Origin of the sequence: Pseudomonas sp. Os17, assembly GCF_001547895.1 — a bacterium.
Classification (GTDB): Bacteria; Pseudomonadota; Gammaproteobacteria; order Pseudomonadales; family Pseudomonadaceae; genus Aquipseudomonas.
In genome coordinates, this window is sequence record NZ_AP014627.1 from 873,857 (window position 1) to 892,613 (window position 18,757).

Below are 18,757 nucleotides of genomic sequence, written 5' to 3' on the forward strand. Positions count from 1 at the left end.
ACCGTTGGAGGAAATATCCATGTCACGTTATGCGATTGATTTCAGTTTTATCGCCGCCCTCGAAGGCGGTGCCATGACTCGCGGTTATGTGCCCGATGCGGCCAACAGCAAGAGCGGGGTGACGGTGGGCACCGGGTTCGACCTGGGGCAGCGCGGGGTCCAGGATCTGCAGGCGCTCAACCTGCCGGCGGATCTGGTGCGGCGGCTGACGCCCTACCTGGGGCTGACGGGACTCAAGGCCAAGCAGTTTCTGGTTGACCAGCCCCTGAGCATCAGCAGCGCCGAGGCCGAGCTGATCGATGAGGCGTACAAGGCGCCCTTCGTCGATCGCCTGGCCGCGGCCTACACCCAGGCCAGCGGGGTGGATTTCGCCCAGCTGCCGGCGCCGATGCAGACCGTGATCGCCTCGGTGGCCTTTCAGTACGGCAGCCTGGCCAGCCGCACGCCGAAGTTCTGGGCCCAGGTGGTGGCTCGCGACTGGAAGAGTGCCCTGGCCAACCTGCGCAATTTTGGCGACAGCTACGGCACTCGGCGGCGCAAGGAGGCCGATCTGCTGGGCTCGCAGCTCGGCTCATGAGCGGTTGCCGCCCAGGCCCCGGGCCTGGGCGGCTGGCCGGTTTCAAGGGCAGGGGTAGGTGTGCAGCAGGCTCACACTGCCCATGTAGTGGGTGTCATCAGGCTGGGTATTGCTGGGCAGCGTACGCCAGTCCACCAACAGGCACATGGCCCTGAGGGAAATGCCCTTGGCCTGGCCGATGGGGTTGGAAAACTCGTAGCGGTACAGTGCCTGAGTGGTGTTTTGCGGGGTGACGCTGCCGGCGTTGAGCAAGGTACTGCGGGCCATGTCCGGCAGTTTGTCCTGGCTGACGGTAAAGCGCGGTTGCTCGCCCTGGTGGACGAACACGCCCTGGTCACGAGAGCGTTTCCACAGTTGCTGCCACTGGCTGCTGCCGGCGACGGAGCTCAGGGTGGCGGCGTAGGCCTTGAGGGTGGCGGGCGGCACCTGGGCGGTTTCCAGGGCGTGGGCAGCGCTGGCCAGCAGGCTCAGGCCGATGATCAGTGAACGCAGAATCAACATGGGAATAACTCCTTTTCCAGGCCGCACGGCCCGACACGAACACGGGGGAAGTCCCCCCGGCGACAGGCTGTCGCCGGGGAGCAAGGCTCAGCGGGCGTCGAGGTAATCCCAGCGCAGGCCTTCCTTGTTGTTTTTAGCAGTCAATTCCTTGGCCACGGTGTTCTCGATGGCGTTGACGTTGATGTTTTCCACTTCGAGGATGTTTTTGTTCGCCAGTTGCTGGCGGAACTCGGCCTTGTTGGTGAGGAACTGGCAGGCGTGTCCCAGCTCGTGCATCAGCACCAGGGCGGGGGACAGGCGCTCGACGCGGTCGCTGCTGAACAGCGCGAGGAATTTCTGGAAATTGCTCAGGTCCGGCTGCTTGTATTTTTTCTCGATGGCGTACACCTGGGACTTGAGGTTCCACACCACGCGCCCGGCGGAAGTGGTGGAGTTGGCAGCCGGAGGAATCCAGCGGTCGGTCTTGTCCGCTGCCGACGAGTTGGTGACTTCCACGATCAGCTCTTCCTTGACGGCGATCAGTTCGTCGATCAGGAAGTTGGCCAGGTCGGATTGGCGCAGATAGTGGCAGGCATCGTCGAAACGCTTCTGGGCGACGGCCTGGTCCAGGGTCGTGGTGGTAACGGTAATGGTCATGACTGACTCCTTTGAGGAAATGCCCGTCAATGGGCAGGAGTCATGGTTTCAAGGGCGGTGAGCGGGTATCAGCGGGAAAGGATTCAAGGGGTGGCGTTCAAGAGGTGGAGCTCAAGGGATGGCGGGGCGAATGGGATGGGCATTTCAATGTCCCGCGAGTAAAGTGCCGCGCCCGGGAAATGAATCCCGGACGCTTTTTCCATGGAGTTACGTCGTGAAGCACATCAGCAAAGTCGTTGCCTCTGCCTGCCTCGGTCTGGTTCTTGCGGGCTGCACCGGCACCCCGATGAAAACCCAGCAGTTGGACAGCAGCCAGTACACCGTGATCGGTCACAGTGAAGCGACCGCCACCGGCATCATGTTGTTCGGGGTGATCCCGATCCAGCAGAACAGCCGTTTCGTCCGCGCGCAGACTGCGGCGATCAAGGCCAAGGGCGGCGACGCCCTGATCAACACCCAGGTCCAGGAAAACTGGTTCTGGGCCTGGGTCCTGAGCGGCTACACCACCAAGGTCTCCGGTGATGTGGTCAAGCTGAAGAACCCTCAGTAAGCCTCGCCCGGATAGACAAACGGCACCTGATTCAGGTGCCGTTTTCGTTGGCGGGTCAGTGGCCCGGCGCGAGGCTGACGAAGTGGTAGGCCTGGCGGCTGACCATGAGGGTCTTGAGGATCTGCAATGGCGGCTTGGGCGTCTGGTCGCCGCCGATGACGGCGACATGCTGCGGCGACTCGGCGAGAAAGGCCTGCAACTGCGCTTCGGTCTGCAGGTCCTTGAGCAGGCTCTGGGTGTAGAACACGCTGGCGCCGGCAATGCGCTCGTTGGCCTGATACAGCGCCAACTGATGCCCGCTGGCCTGCAGCGCCATGATCTGGTCGGTCACCGGGACGAACGACAGCTCACGGTCGGCCCGGGGCGCGGCCCATTGGGCGTTCACCAGATAACCGCCGATGATCAGGCTCATGAGGGCGATCGCCAGGCCCTGGCGCCGACGCCCCACCGCACTCCAGAAACCGCTGCCCGCAGCCCGCTGCGCGAGACGCTGGTACAGCACCGCGCCATATTCCGCCGCCAGCACCGCCGCTGCCGGAGTCAGGGACATCAGGTACACCGTGCGTTTGCTGGAGGCCAGGCACAGCAGGGTGAACTGCGCCAGCAACCAGAGGCTGAAGAACAGCAGGTAGCGGTTTTGCACCAGGGTTTTGCGAAAGTGCCACAGGCCCAGGTAGACCAGGATGTTCCACGGCAGGAAGGCCTGGGGCAGCTTGGCCAGGTAGTAATAGAAGGGCTCGTAGTGCCCGGCCTCGACAAAGGAGCCGTCGAAGCGCCCGACACTGTTGGTCCACAGCACTTCGCCCAGGGCTTGCAGGCCGCCGCGCTGATAGAGTATGTACAGCCAGATCATCAGCGGCACCAGGCCCAGCAGGGTCAGCAAGCCGGGGCGCAGCCACTGGCCGAAGCTGAAGCGTTTTTCGATCAGGCTGTCGGCCAGCAGGTAGGCGAAGATCACCACCCCCGGCATGGCCAGGCCCAGCACGCCCTTGCTCAGGGTGGCGATGGCGATGCCGCCGGCGAAGGCCAACCAGGCCAGCAACGCCGGTTGCTGTTCGGCCTGCCGGCGCTGGGCCTGAAAGAACGCCAGCAGGGCCAGGGTCACTCCGAGGCTGAGCAGGGCATCTTCACCCACGCCACGCACGTTGCTCCAGTAACTGGCCATGGTCGCCAGCATCAGCCCGGCCACTGCCGCCAGGGTGGCCGGGCGGCCAAAACGGCGCAGCATGGCGTACAGCAGCATCACGCTGAACAGCCCGGCAAAGGCCGAGGCCAGGCGCACCGCCAGGGGCGTGCCGCCGAAGGCGCGGATGGCGCTGGCGTCGAGCCACAGGCTCAGCGGTGGTTTTTCCAGGAACGGCGTGCCGAACAGGCGCGGCGTGACCCAGTCATCGTCCAGGTGCATTTCCATGGCGATCCCGGCGACCCGGGCCTCGGTGGAGCCTTGCAACTGGTGATTGCCCAGGGCGAAGAAGAACAGCAGGCAGGCCAGCAGGAACAGCAGCGGAGCGGGTCGTGACATGAGTTGTGCGCCGGCAGATCAAGAGGCGCAGCCGGGAGGCTGCGGGCAAGCGCCAAAGTATACGGAGGCAAGTCTTAACAAATTGTGAACAAGTAGGGGGAAAAGGTGCGGTTCGGTCTTGAGGGCTCAGTCGGACCGGATCGGGTGGTGTAGGGGCGTTGATCAGCGCAGGTGACGGCCGCTGCGCCACCAGAAAACCAGCCCCAGAAAAGCCCCCGAGCAGCCGAACAATGGCGCCAGCGGCAGGTAGCGCGGCAAGCCCTCGGATAGCGGTTCATCCTCGTAGCGGTCGGTATAGAAGCTGGAGGGCGCCAGGCTCGCGACCACGGGAATGGTCGGCATGGCGGCCACAGCGCCGCTGAACAGGTAGATCAGCACGTTGCGCCAGGCAAAGCGCTGGGCCAGCCAGAAGAACAGGGCGCAGGGCAGGGCTGTGATAATGCCGGTCAGCACGCCACTGACCACCAGGGTCAGCAGGCCCACGAACAGCGTCTGCAGAATGATGTCGCCGTTCAACGAGCCGGCGCTGGCCAGCATCGTCAGCATCAGCAGCAGGGCCAGCACCGTGGCCAGGGCCGTGACGCCGATGAAGTAGGCGGCGAACCAGTCTTCCGGCTGCACGCTGCGTGGGGGTGGAGTGGTTACGGACATGGCAAAGATCGCTGTATGGGTGGCTGCTCTGGCCCTGCTCAAGGGTGCCTTGGCGTCTGGCCGCTGGTGAATAAAGGCTCGGTTCAGCGCAAGTGACGCCCGCTGCGCCACCAGAACAGCCCCCCCATGAACACCCCACAGCCGCCGAACATCGATGCCAGCTGCAAATAGTGCAGCGCAGCGTTGACGCCGTGCGGGAGGTTGAAGAGTTCGGGGAGCAGTTGGGTCATCACGGGAATGGCGAGCTGCGCCGCCAGGGCTCCGCTCACCAGGTAGATCCACAGGCGGCGCCAGGTAAAGCGCTGGGCCAGCCAGAAGAACAGGATGCACGGCAAGGCGGCGATCAGGGTAATCAGCACCAGGCTCACCATCAGCACCGCCACGCTGAACGACAGGGAGTCGAGCAGCGCCCTCCACGGGTGCTGGCTGGTGGTCAGCAGTATCAGGTTGACCACCAGCACCAGGGCCAGGGCCAGCCCGGCGACGCCGATGAAATAGGTGGCGATCCAGTGACCGCGGTTCAGGGTGCGAACGGATTGGGGCGCTTGGGACATGGTGGGCACGGGCTTCAGGCAGAGGATGACCGGACCCAGGCTATCGGCAAGCAGGCGGTTTGATTGTGGAGTTTGCGTGGTTTTTTTGCGGTCAATGTTCTTTGGTGGATGACGTCGGGGCAGAAAATCCCTTATACAGGCAGCGGCCCGTCGACTGTTCACGGGCCCGGCTTGCGTCACCCACCCAGAAGGAGATGGACATGTTCAAGTTCCTGACGATTACCGAGTTGCCCCGTACCCCTGCGCATCGTGATTCCGGCTCCATCAGCGGAGCGATCAATGCCTGGGAGCTGAAAAATCGGGCTCTCAATACCAAGGGGTTTGTTACATGTCCAAAGAATTACTCGGAGTTTCTGCTGTAGGGCTGATGGTGCTGGGCGAGTTTTGCGCCATCTACAGTGAAGTGGTGGTGGCGCGGCTGGCCCATTCCGGCAACACCTCTGGTGCCGAACTGGCGTTGCCGGTGCTGATCATGTGCCTGGGCGGTATCTGCCTGCTGGCGGCCTACTGGCTGGGTTACGTGGCGGTGGGCGATATCTGGATCATCACCGTGGTCTCGGTGACCTCGCTGCTGCTCCTGGAGCCGCTGGTGATCTGGGCGCTGTTCCAGCAGGCGCCCGGGCGCGGTGCCTTGATCGGCTTCTGCCTCGGTGCGTTGGGGATGTTGTCCGCCGTGTTCCTCTAGCACGGCCTCGCTCTGGCTCGGGTCCTTCAGGCCCGGGCCCGGGCAAAGTAACGGCTGGGCGCCTCGCCCAGGACCTTGCGAAACACACTGCTGAAGGCGCTCGGGCTGCTGTAGCCCAGGTCGCTGGCGACCCGGGTCACGGCCTCGCCCTGGCCCAGGCGCACCACGGCCGCCAACAGGCAGGCCTGCTGGCGCCATTCGACGAAACTGATGCCGGTGTGCTGGCGAAACAGCCGGGTGAAGGTACGACGGCTCATGCCGGCGCGCTCGGCTATGGCATCGATCCCCAACTCCAGCGACGGCTGTTCCAGCAACGCGCGACAGACCCTGGCCAGCCGCGGCTCGTCCGGCAGCGGGGCGTTGAGGGTCAAGGCCGGCATGCTGGCGATTTCATGCAGCAGCAGGTTCATCAATTGCCCCTGCACGCCGTCCCGGGCGTAGAGCGCGGGGAGGTGCATGGCCCGCAGGAGCAGTTGGCGCAGCAACTCGGACACTTCCCGTACCTCGCATTGCGCCGGCAAGCCCAGGCGCAGTGCCGCCCGGGGGCGCACATAAGTGTTGAGCAGGGTCACCGGGCCGCGCATGTGCATGGCGTGGGTCACCCCGGCCGGCACCCAGATCGCCCGTTGCGGCGGCACCACCCAGTTGCCTTGCTCGGTGTAGACGCTGATCACCCCGGTGGCGGCGTAGGCGAATTGCCCGCGTCGATGCTGGTGTTCGGCGAAGTGCTGGCCGTCCGCATAGTCGACGGCCGTGACCCGCGCGTCTCGGGGGATGTTTTCGTAGGGATCGATAGCGATAGATTGCATGGCCCGAATCTACCGATAGTTGACCTGATACTGCAAGCGGGCCATGACGTGCTGCGGCGATAGTTCGGTCCCGGCCGGGGATTTGCTCGCGGCCGCCTTTCCTGGACCGTGCGACATGCAGAAAAAACACCTGTTCCTGGCCCTGCTGGTGACCGCCTTGTGGGGCCTGAACTTTCCCATCACCAAGCTTGGGCTGGCGAGCATCGATCCGTTGCTGCTCACCGCCTTGCGCTTCACCCTGGCGGCCTTGCCCTGGGTATTTCTGGTGCCGCGCCCGCCGGTAGGGTTTGGCTGGCTGGCGGCCTACGGGCTGATATTCGGCGTGGCCATGTGGGCCCTGATCAACCTGGGGATCGATCAGGGCGTGGCGCCGGGCACGGCGTCGCTGTTGATCCAGTTCAGCGCCTTTTTCTCCCTCGGCTGGGGCGTGCTGCTGTTCGGCGAAAGCCTGCGCTGGCAACAGGTTCTGGCCACGGCCATTGCCCTGTGGGGGCTGTTGCGGATCATCGACGACAGCCCTGGGCACGCCACCAGCCTGGGTTACGCCTTGCTGCTGGTGAGCGCCTTCAGCTGGAGTGTGGGCAACGTCATCATCAAGCGCTGCGGGGTTCGCGAGGTGTTCGCCTTCGTGGTCTGGGCCAGCCTGTTTGCGCCGTTGCCGCTGCTGGCGTTGACCTGGGCAAGCCACGGGAGTGCGCCGTTTCTGCAACTGGCCGGGCAGGTGTCCGTCAGTGCGCTGCTGTCGCTGATGTTCCAGGTCTATGCGGCAACGCACTTCTGTTACTGGGGCTGGAACCTGTTGCTGCGCGAGTATCCGGTCTCTCGGGTGGCGCCCTTGTCGTTGCTGATCCCGGTGTTCGGCATGGCCGGGTCGGTGCTGATCCTGGGGCAGCGGGTCGGGGTCGATGAGGCTGTATCCATGGGCCTGATCCTGCTGGCGCTGGCCGTGGGGCAGTTCGACTGGCGCCGGTTTTCGGCCCTGGGGCGCCGGTCCCTGTAGCCGCTGCCGCAGGCTGCGAACGGCTCCGGAGGAGACGCAGTGATCTTGAAGGCGCCGGAGGTTCGTCGGTCAATCGCCAAGCAAGGCCCTGCGGTCCTTTTCGCAGCTTCGCGGGCTCAGCAGCGGCTACAGGCGGCTTTGTGTAGCCGCTGCCGCAGGCTGCGAACGGCTCCGGAGGAGGCGCGGCGATCTTGAAGGCGCCGGAGGTTCGGCCGGCAATCACCCAGTCGCTGACAGTCGGTGGGGCAGGCGGGTTTTTTATCCTCGTTCAGTCACCGTTCAGGGGGGGCGCGCGCACCATGTTCAGCCTTACGCCGAGCTTATGGCACGGCACTTTCTGGTGGGGCGAAGATGGTTCGAGAAACGCGTTTCGGGATTGAGTCCTGGGGTATCTACCTGGCGGCCCTGCTGCTGTTCACCTTTGGCATCTGGGACCAGCAGCCCCAGGGTTTCGATGGGCGCTGGGCGCTGTTTCTGCAGGAGATGTTCCGCCACGGGCCGAGCCTGTTCCCCACCACGTATGGCCAGCCGTATCCGGATTACCCGGGCACGGCGACCTATTTCAGCTACCTGTGCGCCCAGCTGTTCGGCGCGCCCAACCACCTGGCCAATGTGCTGCCCACGGCCCTGGCCTCGGCGGGGGTTCTGGCGCTGCTGTACCGCTTGCTGGCGCCCATGGGGCGCACCTGGGCGCTGCTCGCGGTACTGCTGACGGCGCTGACCAGCCAGCTGTTGGACAAGTCCCGTTCGGTGTGCCTGGACCAGATGATCTCGCTGCTGTGCCTGGGGGCGTTCTACCTGCTGCACAGCGGCGAGCAGCGCGGCTCGCGACTGCGGCCATGGCTGGTGCTGCCGCTGTTCGTGCTGGCCTTCGCCATTCGCGGGCCCCTGGGGCTGGTGGAAGTCTGCGGCGTGGTCTGCACTTACTGGCTGCTGGGAGACAGCCGCACCCAGGAGGCGCGCCGCACCTTGTTCAAGCGCGTGCTCGGCTACGGTTGCGGCGGCCTGCTGGTGCTGGCCGGCTGTTGGTGGCTGTTGATGCAGCTGGCCTATGTCAGCGGCGGCGAGGCCTTTGTCCATCAGGTCTACAACATGCAGGTGAGCGGGCGCCTGGATGAAAGTGGCGAGCCGTTCTACTTCTACTTCCAGCTGGCGCTGTACCGCTATTTCCCGGTGGTGCCCCTGGCCCTGGTGACCCTATGGATGCTGCGCAGCCAAGTGTTCCGGCGCCATGCCGACCCGCAATTGCGCCTGGTGCTGCGGCTCGGCGCCTGCGGCCTGATGATCCTGCTGGGCTTGTCGGTGCCGCACTTCAAGCGCGCCTATTACATCCTGCCCATGGTGCCGATGTTCGCCGCGGTGGCCGCCTACGGCCTGCTCATGGTTCGGGGCCAAATGGGCAAGGTGCGCAGTGCCTACCTGTGGCTGGTGGGTGTGCTGCCGGGGTTGTGCATCCTGGTGCTGTTCGTGCTCAAACACAGCTGGCACAAGCACGGCTATTGGCCGCCGGTGTCGATGCCGTTGCTGATTGCGATCTTTGCCCTGCTGCAACTGCTGGCGCTGTACTGCTGGCGCCACACCCGGGGCAGCTTCGGGCGGCGCCTGGTGCTGCTCAGCGCCCTGGCCCTGGCGGCGCAATGGACCCTGCTGGTGGCGGTGGTGGACCCGGGCAAGGACCGACAATTCGACACCCAGGGCTTCGTCACCGACGTGGAGCAGTTGCGCGCGGCCGAACACGGTCCCCTGGTGTTCTTCAACCTGGGCCAGGACACCTGGGCGGTGCGCTACATGATGAACCTGGACCACGACGAACAGCCGCTGTTTGTCGCCGGCGACGCCCCCGGGCAACTGGACACGCTGCCCCACGGCTCCTGGGTGATCGTGGCGCGCAAGGATCGAGAGAAGCTGCAGGGCACCTCGCTGGAAAACCAGCAGCCGGTGTACGAGGGGCGCTTGAATGACAATCCCTGTTTGGTGTTTCAGTTGCAGTAAGTCCTTTGCAGCGAGTGGTGCGGGTCGTATTTTTGGCCCCTGCGATCCGCGTTGAAACCAGGGAGTGGTCATGGAATGCCAAGTTCGTCCGGCCCTAGAGGCCGATGCCGCGAGGGTCAGCCAGGTGATCCTGGCTGCCTTGCTCACCAGCAATGCCCAGGACTATCCCTCCCATGTGATCGAGCGGGTGCAAGACAGCTTTACCCCAGACGCCGTCCTGCAACTGATGCGGCGTCGGCAAATGTTCGTCGCCCTGGTGGACGGGAAACTGCTGGGCACCGCCAGCCTTGACGGGCGCGCGGTGCGCTCGGTGTTTGTCGATCCGGCGTACCACGGCCATGGCCTGGGCCGGCAACTCATGGCCGCGGTGGAGCAGGCGGCGCTGGACTCGGGTTTGACCTCGCTGGTGGTGCCCTCGTCGGTCACCGCCGAAGGCTTTTATGCACGCCTGGGGTTTGTCCGGGTCCGCGAGCATTACGAGGGCGAGGAGTTGACGCTGATCATGGAGCGGGGCCTGTCCGGGCTGGCTTGACCTTTCCCGCCATGAGCCTTGTAGGAGCGCGCTTGCTCGCGGTGGACGTCAACGATAACGCGCGTTCGCTGGAGGAATGCGGCGCTCTTGGGAGCTTCGCGAGCAAGCTCGCTCCTACAGGGCTGGGTTGAGCTCAAGGCACCTGGATACCTCCCGGGTGCCGGAGCCATCAAGTGCTTATGCCACCGCCAGCCGCCGGGGCCGCAGCCAGCCGATCACCACCGCGGCAATCAGCAGGAACCCCAGGTAGCCGAAGAACGGATAGACCTGCCCCACCAGGCTGATAAAGCCCACCAGGCTGCCGACAAACGCCAGGGCACCGGCGGCAATGGAGCCGAGGCGGAACTGCCGGGTGCCGGCCGGCAACAGCCGCGCGGAGAAGGAGTACAGGGTGCCCACGGCGGTGTTGAGGATCATGCAGAAGATGATCAGCGCCATCAGCAGCCCCAGGGCCGGGGAGACTTCGCCGGCGATCGACAGCATGGGCATCGGCAGATCCGCCACGCTGTCCAGGCGCGACAGCAGGCCCAGGCTCATCACCAGCATCAGCAGGCCCAGCAGCGCGCCGCCGAGAATGCCGCCCCACATCGCCTGTTTCTCGCCCTTGGCCGCGCCGCCCATGATCGCCAGGATCGGCACCCCGGCCACGATGTTGTAGGACACATAGAGCAAGGCGCCCAGCAGCCAGTGGCTGGCGCCAGCTTCTTGCTTGGCCGCCAGTTGATTGAGTTCACCGAAGCTCAGGTCGCGGGTGGCGGCGCCATACAGGGCCACGCCCACCGCGGTGACGATCAGGAAGGGCGTCACCGCGCCGATCATGCCGATGACCTTGTGCACGTCCAGGCACACGATGGCGACCACGATCAGGGTCACCAGCACGCTGCCGGCGATGGCTGGAATGCCGAACTGCTGCTCCAGCAGGGCACCGCCGCCGGCCAGCATCACCACGGTCACGGCGAACATGAAGAAGGTGATCATCAGGTCCACCAGCGTGCCCAGGTGTTTGCCGCACAGGGCCTGCACCACGTCCTTGTGCGACGCTGCCCGCAGGCGGCTGCCCAGGCTCGCCAGGGCCATGCCGAGGAAGGTGAACAGCGCTGCGCTGACCACCGCGCCCGCCAGGCCCCAGGCGCCGAAGTCGACGAACATCAACAGCAATTCACGACCGGAGGCGAACCCCGCACCGACAATCACACCGACGAAGGCGCCGGCGATCTTCAGACTTTCTTTCATGACGATTAGCCTCGATTTGTTGTTGTTATGTGGGGTGGACGGCCGCGTCATCTGGCGTGGCGGTCCTGGGCATCGCACTTGAGGGCTGGGGCGGGTGACTCAGTTTTCGCCGACCCAGGCCTGGACTTCGATCTCGACATCGACCCCCAGTGCCAGTTGGGCGCTGACGGTGGAGCGCACCGGGAAACCGTTCTTGAAGTGACGCTGGTAGACCTCGTTGAAGCCGGCGAAGTGCTGCATGTCGGTGAGCCAGACGGTGCTCTTCACCACCTGGTCGAAGCTGGCGCCGCACGCGGCCAGGGTTTCGCCGATGCGCGCCATGGCGGCCTCGGTCTGCACGCGGATGTCGCCGTGCACCACTTCGCCTTCGGCGCTCATCGGCACCTGGCCGGAGAGGAACAGGAAGCCGCCGACGCGGATCGCCCGGGAGAAGGGGTAGGGCAGGTGGCTGGGGTAACGCTGGATATCAGTGGACATGGCAAGGGCCTCGTGGGCTGGGTGGGTTAACGCAAGCGAGCGGGGGCCAGGGCCTGGGCATCGACGCCCTGGCTCAGCAGTTCTTCGGGGACCGGGTGGCCCAGCAGCAGGGCGCAGGCCAGTTGCGAGACGCCGGCCGCCGACTGGATGCCGTAGCCACCCTGGGCGGCGAGCCAGAAAAAGCCTTCGCGGCTGTCATCCCAGCCCACCACCAGATCGCCGTCGGCGACGAAGGAGCGCAGGCCGGCCCAGCTGTGGCGCGGGCGGCGGATGCTCAGGGAAGTGACGTTCTCGATGTGGTAGATGCCGGTGGCGATGTCCAGCTCTTCGGGCATCACGTCCTGGGGCGGCACCGGGTCGGCATTGGCCGGGGAGCCGAGCAACTGGCCGGCGTCGGGCTTGAAGTAGAAGCTTTCGTCGATGCCGATCACCGCCGGCCAGCGGCTGAAGTCTTCATCCGGTGGGCCGTCGAAAGTGAAGGCGCTGCGCCGGCAGGGTTGCAGGCCGATGGGGGCCACGCCGCACAGCTGGGCCACGTCATCGACCCAGGCGCCGGCAGCGTTCACCAGATTGCGCGCCTGCAGTGCGCGGCCATCACTGAGTGTGAGGTTCCAGTGGCGGTCTTCGCGGCTGGCTTCGACGATCTGTATGTCGCACTCCAGCAGCCCACCGGCGCGCCGCATGGCCCGCAGGAAGCCCTGGTGCAGGGCGTGCACGTCCAGGTCCTGGGCGGCGGTTTCCAGCATCGCCCCGGCGACGGCGTCGGGGCGCAGGCAGGGCACCAGGGCCCGGGCCTGCTCGGCCGTGATCAGGCGCACATTGGCGGAGCGGGCGCGGGTTTCGTCGTAGGTCTGCTGCAACTGTTCCAGCTGTTCCTCGCTGGCCACGTACAGGCAGCCACGGGGTTCCATCAGCGGGTGCTCGCAGAAGCCCTGCGGCGGCCGCTGGTAGAAAGCCCGGCTGGCGCGAGTCAGGGCCTGGATCTGCGGGGTGCCGTAGGCCTCCATGAACATCGCCGCCGAGCGCCCGGTGGCGTGATAGCCCGGCTGCGATTCACGCTCCAGCACCAGCACGCTGGCCTGCCCGGCCAACCGATAGGCCAGGGAAGCACCGGCAATACCGGCGCCGATGATGACGAAGTCGAAGCATTGGTTCGCGTGCATGCCGGGGTTCCTGAATCGCTGGAAAATGACAGGGGTTAAAATTCTCACATACGAGAAATGTAAGATATGAGAATTTTCCAGTCAACCCGGGGTCCTGGGTTAATATTTCGCCACGTGCCCCGGCCAGCGTCGCGGTTGCCCTTATTTGCCTGACAGAGAGCCCCAATGAGTTCCGACCGAGCCCAGCCCGCCTCGAGCTCCCACGTCCATCCACTGATCGACCGAACCCAGGTCGGCGCACGCCTGCGGACCATCCGCAAAAACCAGAAGCTGACCCTCAAGCAGCTCTCGGAACGCTCCGGCGTAGCCCTGTCGACCCTGTCGAAAATGGAGCTGGCCCAAGTCTCGGTCAGCTACGAAAAACTCGCCGCGGCGGCCCGCGCCCTGGGCGTCGACATCGCCCAACTGTTCACCCCCGCGCCGAACCTGACCCAGACCCGCAGCGCCCAGGTGCAACCGACCGTGGTCAGCACCACCATCGCCGACGCCCCCGGCTACAGCACCGGCAACTACGACTACCACCCCATGGCCGGCGACTTTCCCGGGCGCAGCATGACCCCCATGTACGCGCGGATCTTTGCCCGCGAGCTGCAGCAGTTCGAGGACTACATCCGCCACCCCGGGCAGGAATTCGCCCTGGTGCTGTCGGGGCGGGTGCGGATTCAGTTCGAGACGGGGGAAGCCGTGAGCATCGGCCCGCAGGAGACCGCCTACTTCAACAGCAGCGTCGGCCATATTTATTTGGCGGAAGGGGAGGAGGATGCGGAGGTGATGGTGGTGATGTCGGAGCGCTGAAGCCCTTCATCATCAAGCAACAGCGCGACAGGTCCAGCTGCCGCGCCGTGCTTTCGTGGGGTGTTCTACTTCAGCGTTGGCCTGTGGTGACTGCCATCGAGCAAGGCATCCACCACGGCCCGGGCCATCTTCACTGAGTGCACCTGATACCGGGGGAGTGATTATTGCTGGGCCATCTGCCTTGGCAATTTGGGCTTGCATGCATGTGGATGTATGCCCCTGGATAGCACCTAATCCCGGAATTTGTTCCCTCTGTTTATGGGCAAGATCGACACCGCGGCATAGCGCTCTTGTCCGCTGATCTTGAGACGTACTCTGGCCAGCGTTAACAGACCCTGGCTCGGCCAGTCTGCGGGCTTGTAGATACATGGAAGGCTCGGCATTATGAGCTGCGTTTGACTGGGGCGACGGAGCCAAGAATGAGCGATATCACGGGAGAGGCGACTGTCATCAGGAATGCCAGCGTGCTGGCAGCCGAAATCGGTGGAGAACTGGTGCTAATGAGCGTGTCCCAGTGGCATTACTTCGGCCTTAACTCCGTGGCCAGCGATATTTGGGAGCGACTCGCATCGCCTGTGCGTGTAGATACCTTGTGTGAGGCACTGGTAGCCGAGTATGACGCAGACATCCAGGTGATTCGCCAGGATGTCATGGAGTTGCTGAGCAAGCTGGTGAGTCGTGAGCTCATTGAGGTCCAGGCTTGATCAGCGCTCACCGTCTTCGTGTCATTGAAGCCGCCCTCTTTTTTTCGCTCACGCCTATCTTCTGCCGACTGTTTTCGTGGCGCCTTTTGCTGAGTTTGAGTGGCGCCCGCATTGAGCCGGCATCGTCTGATTTGAATCCCGCCTTGTCGCCCATGGCTCGTGCAGTGGGAGATGCGGTAGCCGTCGCGGCCAGGCGCCTTCCCTGGAAACCTCTTTGTCTGCGCCAAGCGTTGGTGGCGGCCTGCATGTTGCGCCTGCGGGGGAAGCGTTCCGTACTATGCCTGGGTGTACGCAGAGAAGGTGAATCTATAGGCGCACATGCATGGCTGGTGTTACCGGGGCAAGACGGTGGGATCGTTTGCGGGGCGGAGAATATTGGCAACGTTCGCGCTTTGCGGCGGCAAGACTAGGTGTCACACCATGTATGACGATTACTCTCTTTGCGGCTGGCGTGTGCGCAGTGATTTGCCGTTGCCGGAGCTACTGCCCTGGACAGGGGACCTACAGGCTCCGATAGACCTGAATATCGAACTTGGAGCAGTTGAGGCGCGACTGCTGGACCCTCAATACGAAGGTCCGGTTCTGCAAATGAGCACTGATGGAACCTGTCGTTTCACTATCGAGTCAGTTGCGACTTACCGAATAGCACACGATGGCCGTACGATTCGGGTACAGCCCAGCCTCTCTGTGGATCTCCCCGCAGTAAGGACATTTTTGTTCGGTACCGTGTTTGCAATTGTTTGCCAGCGCCGTACCGTCTTACCTTTGCATGCCTGTTGCGTGAAACTGCCTTCTCCCCAGGGGGATATTGCAGTTGCCTTCACGGCGCCTTCGGGAACAGGTAAATCGACCCTGGCATCTGCCTTCATGCGGCGGGGTTACCCGATTCTGGCAGACGATGTCACGGTGGTCAGCCTCGACCAGGAGCGAGGTGCCGTTGCGTTGCCCACCTTCCCCAGGGTCAAGCTCTGGCGGGATGCAATGAGCCAGTTTGGCCATGGCATGGGTGACGCAGAGCGTGTACGCCAGGATATGGACAAATTCTCCGTTGGCTTAGGGGCCGAGCACTTCGCCGTAGGCGCTCCTCTGAAGCTGGCAGCGTTGTACCACCTTGAGCGAGTCGAAGATGCCAGGCATGCAGGTCTGGAAGAGGTCGGCGGTTTACCCGCTTCGGTTCGGTTCTCCAAGGCCCTGTATCAGGAGCGGATTCTCATGACGGTTGCCTCTGGTAAGGGCGCCCACTTCTCACTGGCAATGCGATTGGCGGCTGGCGTTGCGCGACATGTTCTGGTTCGACAGCTTTCTGGCTTTGAACATTTGGATGAACTTGTCCAGCGCATCGTCGCGTTTCACGCCGGGACGGCCCATCAGGCATGAGTGGCTTTTACTGGCTGGCGTCCTACCCCAAGTCTGGCAACACTTGGCTGCGCTTGGTCCTCAACAGTTATCGCCTCGGCGGATCGAAGCCAGACTTCTCGCAGAAGCAGAACTTCGCTCCTATCGCCAGCAGTCGTCGCCGCTTCGACGAGCTTCTGGGCGTCGCCTCGTCTGACTTGTTGCCTGATGAGTTGTTGAGATTGCGTCCGCGCATGTATGAGCTGCAGGTGACAGAGGCCCGCGAACCTTTGTTCAACAAGGTGCATGACGCCTGGCAATTGACCCCTGGGGGGGAGCCACTGTTCCCGGCCACCAATACCCTGGGAGTGGTCTATATCGTGCGTGATCCTCGAGATGTGGTGTTGTCGCTGGCCGGGCACATCGGTTTCAGTGTGGATAGGGCGATCGACCTTCTCCTGGACGAGACAGCTATCCTGTGTGACCAAAAGCTCGGACTCATGGATCAGCTGCCGCAACGACTGGGGAGTTGGAGTCAGCATGTACTGAGCTGGATCGATCTGCCCGCGCCTTGGAGTCCTTTGCTCATTCGCTATGAAGACATGTTGGAGAAGCCCTGGGAAAGCTTTGCCTGTGTCATCAAATATTGTGGTTGGCCGTTAGATGACGAGCGCCTGGAGCAAGCCTTGGATGCCACTCGCTTCGACCGGCTGCAGGCTGCGGAGGCCAGCCATGGTTTCAGTGAGCGGCCGCAACGCGCCTCTCGCTTCTTCCGAGAGGGGCGTGCTGGAGGGTGGCGTGAGCGATTGAACGATGCGCAGCTACGCCGTATTGAAGAGGCCACCGAGTCGGTCAGAGCGCGCCTTGCTTATTGTTAGGCAAGGGCCTGGGCGCTTGAGTCGATGAAGGTCAACCCTGGAACTGGCGGCCAGTTTCGATCCAACGCAGGAATGCGCCAAAATGAAGACCTCGGTGTAGAACGATCAGATGCTCAGGACTCGCTGGTCGGTTCGGCCAGTTCGAAAGGAGGGCCTTCATTCGTTTAAGGTCCAGCAGGCGTTGGGCCAGCGGGGAAGCCTCCAGCTCTTCGAGTCGTTCGCCGAGGAAAGGGCGCACCATACTCATTCGATGAAGGTATTCAGGACATTGCATGCCGCGTTTGCGGTTGTTGACCACCTCGCCAGGCAGGCGATCCGCTGTGACTCGACGGGCGAGTAGACGAGTTACGCCACCTTGCAGGTAGAGGCTGTCGGGAAGTGAAAAGCAGAATTCCAGCAAGCGCCGATCAGCCATCGGATCGCGAACCTCGAAGCCATGCAGGGCACGTACAAGTCCCGTTGCCTGTAACGCTGACTGGCGCTCCCGGAACCACGCCTGGCGTAGCTGCCAGCTAGCCATAGAAGCCATTTGCTTGCGCCGCTTGGCCCCCTCTTCGGTTCGAATGCGCGCCTTTATCATCGGGTCAATTGGATAGAGATGCCCCCACTCGGAAGCGCTCGACCTGGCTTGCAGTTTTGCTATTGACTGCTGAATGATCTCTGGCGCGAACGGGGCCAGGGTGGAGCGCCATATCTGGCGCGCAATGGCCGCGTTTTGTCCGCTCGTGCGGGCCAGGGCGAGTGATTCCTGAAAGGCCTTCAGCCAGCGGCCATCCCTCATCAAGCCAGTAAGGGTGCCCTGTCCATCCCAAGACAAAGTCACATTGCCGAGCGCTCCGGTCAGCAGTACACGCCCACCTTGCCGCCTTATGTGATCCCGGGCGGAGCCCATCCAGGCCAGGTTCATCACATTTCGCCAAGGGACGCCTGTCAGCTGGAACATCTGTAGCCAGTCGGTATCCCATCGATGCTGCACTGGCCCATTGAAAAACAGAGGCTGCAATCCGGGGGTCTGTTCGCAGATGCTCTCTACATAACGTCGCTCACTCATGTAGTGCTGATTTGAATCCAGCAGCTCGGTGTTGGCGGCGGGCAGGCAGGTGATGGTGGTCAATGAGTTGCCTGGCAGGTGTTTCACGGCCGTCACCGACACGGCGGAGGAGTCCAATCCTCCTGTGAGCGAGGAAAATGCCGGGCCTTCGATCCTCAGGCAGTCTTTGACCGCACGCTCGAACAATTCGCGTGCTGCCTCGACGTATTCCTCTTCTCTGGGCAAGCGGAGCTCGGTTCGTTGCTCAGGCGTCCAGTAGAAATGTTGCTTGAGTTGGCCCGAGCGCAGTATTGCCACCGAGCCTGCAGGTAGAAGTCGCAGATGCTTGTAAGGTGTGCCGTTGTCGGCCACGGGCAAGTCCGAGAGCAGGGCGACGAAGTGCTCTTCGTTTAGCTCGCGATCGATGCCGGGAACGGCCAGTAGGGCTGCCGGGTTCGTGGCGAAAGCAAAGAGCCCGTCCTTCTGGTGATAGTACAAGGGGCGCTGACCAACTGCGTCACGTGCGAGCAGTAGACTACGATCAGCAACATTCCACACCACTAGCGCAAAATCTCCGAGCATGCGCTCGGGACCGCGCGCTCCCCAGCGCGCCATTGCTTCAAAGGCAATGGCGCTGTCGGCCCAGCCATGTGCTTCCCTGGGTAGCGCCAGAGCGTCTATCAGCTCGATGCGATTAATCAGGTAACCGTCAAATACCAACACCAGAGGGGCATCATGCCGAAGTGCGGGCTGATGATCCTGATGATCCTCCGGGGCTGTTATACGTAGACGATGGGTAAAGTGAAGGCCCGGGTGAGACCAGTGACGGGGTTGCTCGAGCCCTGGCGCATCCAGTGCTGCTGCAAAATGCTCAGGTAGTTCCGTAGGGATGGCCTGAGCGGAAAGCAGACCGGCAAATGCGCTCATCGATGAGCCAGGGATTTACAGTGACGGAGCATGCCGGTCAGGAGACGTTCGAAAAGCCAACCGTGCCGTCATTGCCGCTTGTGGCGAAAATAGAGGTGGTCACATCCGATATGGAGACTTCAACGATTTCTGGCTTCTCCCAGGCTTTACGTTGGGACTCGGTTTCGTTGGATTCATTAGTGTCTTGTTCGGCCATCTTCTTGCTC

The 18,757-nt window shown here is 63.3% G+C and carries 23 protein-coding genes; 12 read left to right on the forward strand and 11 right to left on the reverse strand.

The annotated features are described in order from the left end of the window. The first annotated feature begins 19 nt into the window (after positions 1 to 19). Complete coding sequence (locus POS17_RS03860) at positions 20 to 577, forward strand: pesticin C-terminus-like muramidase (RefSeq protein ID WP_060837438.1); 558 nt, start codon at positions 20 to 22, stop codon at positions 575 to 577. A gap of 42 nt (positions 578 to 619) precedes the next feature. Here the strand turns inward: POS17_RS03860 and POS17_RS03865 are convergent, their stop codons facing one another. Both POS17_RS03865 and POS17_RS32265 read right to left on the reverse strand, forming a co-directional pair. Continuing rightward, positions 620 to 1,078, reverse strand: a complete 459-nt coding sequence (locus tag POS17_RS03865) for a hypothetical protein (RefSeq protein ID WP_060837439.1) — start codon at positions 1,076 to 1,078, stop codon at positions 620 to 622. Between the two features lie 87 nt (positions 1,079 to 1,165). Next, positions 1,166 to 1,714 carry a hypothetical protein gene (locus POS17_RS32265; protein ID WP_231979001.1) on the reverse strand — a complete coding sequence of 183 codons (549 nt, stop codon included), beginning with the start codon at positions 1,712 to 1,714 and terminating at the stop codon, positions 1,166 to 1,168. Positions 1,715 to 1,928: 214 nt separating this feature from the next. Between POS17_RS32265 and POS17_RS03875 the strand changes: the two genes are divergently transcribed. Continuing rightward, positions 1,929 to 2,264 (forward strand): lipoprotein, encoded by a 336-nt coding sequence (locus tag POS17_RS03875; RefSeq protein WP_041115848.1) that lies wholly within the window; start codon positions 1,929 to 1,931, stop codon positions 2,262 to 2,264. Positions 2,265 to 2,319: 55 nt separating this feature from the next. On the opposite strand, the gene POS17_RS03880 is transcribed toward POS17_RS03875, so the two are convergent. From POS17_RS03880 to POS17_RS03890, 3 genes are all read right to left on the reverse strand, one after another. After that, positions 2,320 to 3,786, reverse strand: a complete 1,467-nt coding sequence (locus tag POS17_RS03880; protein ID WP_060837440.1) for an ArnT family glycosyltransferase — start codon at positions 3,784 to 3,786, stop codon at positions 2,320 to 2,322. A gap of 162 nt (positions 3,787 to 3,948) precedes the next feature. Continuing rightward, positions 3,949 to 4,437, reverse strand: coding sequence for a hypothetical protein (locus POS17_RS03885; protein WP_173655885.1), 489 nt, complete (start codon positions 4,435 to 4,437; stop codon positions 3,949 to 3,951). An 83-nt stretch (positions 4,438 to 4,520) separates the two neighbouring features. After that, entirely contained in the window at positions 4,521 to 4,991 is a 471-nt protein-coding gene (locus POS17_RS03890; RefSeq protein WP_231979002.1) for a hypothetical protein, read from the reverse strand. 200 nt (positions 4,992 to 5,191) lie between these two features. Between POS17_RS03890 and POS17_RS32120 the strand changes: the two genes are divergently transcribed. Then, positions 5,192 to 5,353 (forward strand): hypothetical protein, encoded by a 162-nt coding sequence (locus POS17_RS32120; protein ID WP_164990710.1) that lies wholly within the window; start codon positions 5,192 to 5,194, stop codon positions 5,351 to 5,353. Between the two features lie 5 nt (positions 5,354 to 5,358). After that, positions 5,359 to 5,676 carry a hypothetical protein gene (locus POS17_RS03895; protein WP_011059155.1) on the forward strand — a complete coding sequence of 106 codons (318 nt, stop codon included), beginning with the start codon at positions 5,359 to 5,361 and terminating at the stop codon, positions 5,674 to 5,676. A 26-nt stretch (positions 5,677 to 5,702) separates the two neighbouring features. On the opposite strand, the gene POS17_RS03900 is transcribed toward POS17_RS03895, so the two are convergent. Continuing rightward, positions 5,703 to 6,485 (reverse strand): AraC family transcriptional regulator, encoded by a 783-nt coding sequence (locus tag POS17_RS03900; RefSeq protein ID WP_060837443.1) that lies wholly within the window; start codon positions 6,483 to 6,485, stop codon positions 5,703 to 5,705. A 115-nt stretch (positions 6,486 to 6,600) separates the two neighbouring features. Between POS17_RS03900 and POS17_RS03905 the strand changes: the two genes are divergently transcribed. The 3 genes from POS17_RS03905 (at position 6,601) to POS17_RS03915 (ending at position 10,009) form a co-directional block, all read left to right on the forward strand. Continuing rightward, positions 6,601 to 7,485 carry an EamA family transporter gene (locus tag POS17_RS03905; RefSeq protein ID WP_060837444.1) on the forward strand — a complete coding sequence of 295 codons (885 nt, stop codon included), beginning with the start codon at positions 6,601 to 6,603 and terminating at the stop codon, positions 7,483 to 7,485. Positions 7,486 to 7,836: 351 nt separating this feature from the next. Continuing rightward, positions 7,837 to 9,477 carry an ArnT family glycosyltransferase gene (locus POS17_RS03910; RefSeq protein ID WP_060837445.1) on the forward strand — a complete coding sequence of 547 codons (1,641 nt, stop codon included), beginning with the start codon at positions 7,837 to 7,839 and terminating at the stop codon, positions 9,475 to 9,477. Positions 9,478 to 9,547: 70 nt separating this feature from the next. Next, on the forward strand, positions 9,548 to 10,009 hold the full coding sequence (locus POS17_RS03915) for a GNAT family N-acetyltransferase (RefSeq protein WP_060837446.1): 462 nt from the start codon (positions 9,548 to 9,550) through the stop codon (positions 10,007 to 10,009). Between the two features lie 177 nt (positions 10,010 to 10,186). On the opposite strand, the gene POS17_RS03920 is transcribed toward POS17_RS03915, so the two are convergent. From POS17_RS03920 to POS17_RS03930, 3 genes are all read right to left on the reverse strand, one after another. Beyond that, positions 10,187 to 11,242: a YkvI family membrane protein gene (locus tag POS17_RS03920; RefSeq protein ID WP_060837447.1), complete on the reverse strand. Its 1,056-nt coding sequence runs from the start codon at positions 11,240 to 11,242 to the stop codon at positions 10,187 to 10,189. 99 nt (positions 11,243 to 11,341) lie between these two features. Beyond that, a complete protein-coding gene (locus POS17_RS03925) occupies positions 11,342 to 11,719 on the reverse strand; it encodes a RidA family protein (RefSeq protein ID WP_025131445.1) in 378 nt (125 codons plus the stop codon). 26 nt (positions 11,720 to 11,745) lie between these two features. After that, the gene (locus tag POS17_RS03930; RefSeq protein WP_060837448.1) at positions 11,746 to 12,882 is read right to left on the reverse strand and encodes an NAD(P)/FAD-dependent oxidoreductase; all 1,137 of its coding nucleotides are present in this window, start codon (positions 12,880 to 12,882) and stop codon (positions 11,746 to 11,748) included. 165 nt (positions 12,883 to 13,047) lie between these two features. Here POS17_RS03930 and POS17_RS03935 point away from each other — a divergent pair, with 165 nt between their 5' ends. The 5 genes from POS17_RS03935 to POS17_RS03950 all read left to right on the forward strand — a co-directional run bounded on the left by POS17_RS03935 (position 13,048) and on the right by POS17_RS03950 (position 16,594). Then, positions 13,048 to 13,677 carry a helix-turn-helix domain-containing protein gene (locus POS17_RS03935; protein ID WP_060837449.1) on the forward strand — a complete coding sequence of 210 codons (630 nt, stop codon included), beginning with the start codon at positions 13,048 to 13,050 and terminating at the stop codon, positions 13,675 to 13,677. A 419-nt stretch (positions 13,678 to 14,096) separates the two neighbouring features. Continuing rightward, entirely contained in the window at positions 14,097 to 14,381 is a 285-nt protein-coding gene (locus POS17_RS03940) for a PqqD family protein (RefSeq protein ID WP_060837450.1), read from the forward strand. Beyond that, entirely contained in the window at positions 14,378 to 14,791 is a 414-nt protein-coding gene (locus POS17_RS32605; protein ID WP_082729810.1) for a lasso peptide biosynthesis B2 protein, read from the forward strand. The genes POS17_RS03940 and POS17_RS32605 overlap by 4 nt, the downstream gene beginning before the upstream one ends. Before the next feature lie 10 nt (positions 14,792 to 14,801). After that, on the forward strand, positions 14,802 to 15,758 hold the full coding sequence (locus tag POS17_RS31505; protein ID WP_148654940.1) for a hypothetical protein: 957 nt from the start codon (positions 14,802 to 14,804) through the stop codon (positions 15,756 to 15,758). Next, the gene (locus tag POS17_RS03950; RefSeq protein WP_060837452.1) at positions 15,755 to 16,594 is read left to right on the forward strand and encodes a sulfotransferase domain-containing protein; all 840 of its coding nucleotides are present in this window, start codon (positions 15,755 to 15,757) and stop codon (positions 16,592 to 16,594) included. The genes POS17_RS31505 and POS17_RS03950 overlap by 4 nt, the downstream gene beginning before the upstream one ends. 31 nt (positions 16,595 to 16,625) lie before the next feature. Here POS17_RS03950 and POS17_RS03955 read toward each other — a convergent pair whose 3' ends face one another. Both POS17_RS03955 and POS17_RS32030 read right to left on the reverse strand, forming a co-directional pair. After that, entirely contained in the window at positions 16,626 to 18,551 is a 1,926-nt protein-coding gene (locus POS17_RS03955; RefSeq protein WP_082729811.1) for an asparagine synthetase B family protein, read from the reverse strand. Between the two features lie 37 nt (positions 18,552 to 18,588). Then, on the reverse strand, positions 18,589 to 18,747 hold the full coding sequence (locus tag POS17_RS32030; protein WP_159426267.1) for a hypothetical protein: 159 nt from the start codon (positions 18,745 to 18,747) through the stop codon (positions 18,589 to 18,591). Positions 18,748 to 18,757 lie beyond the last annotated feature (10 nt).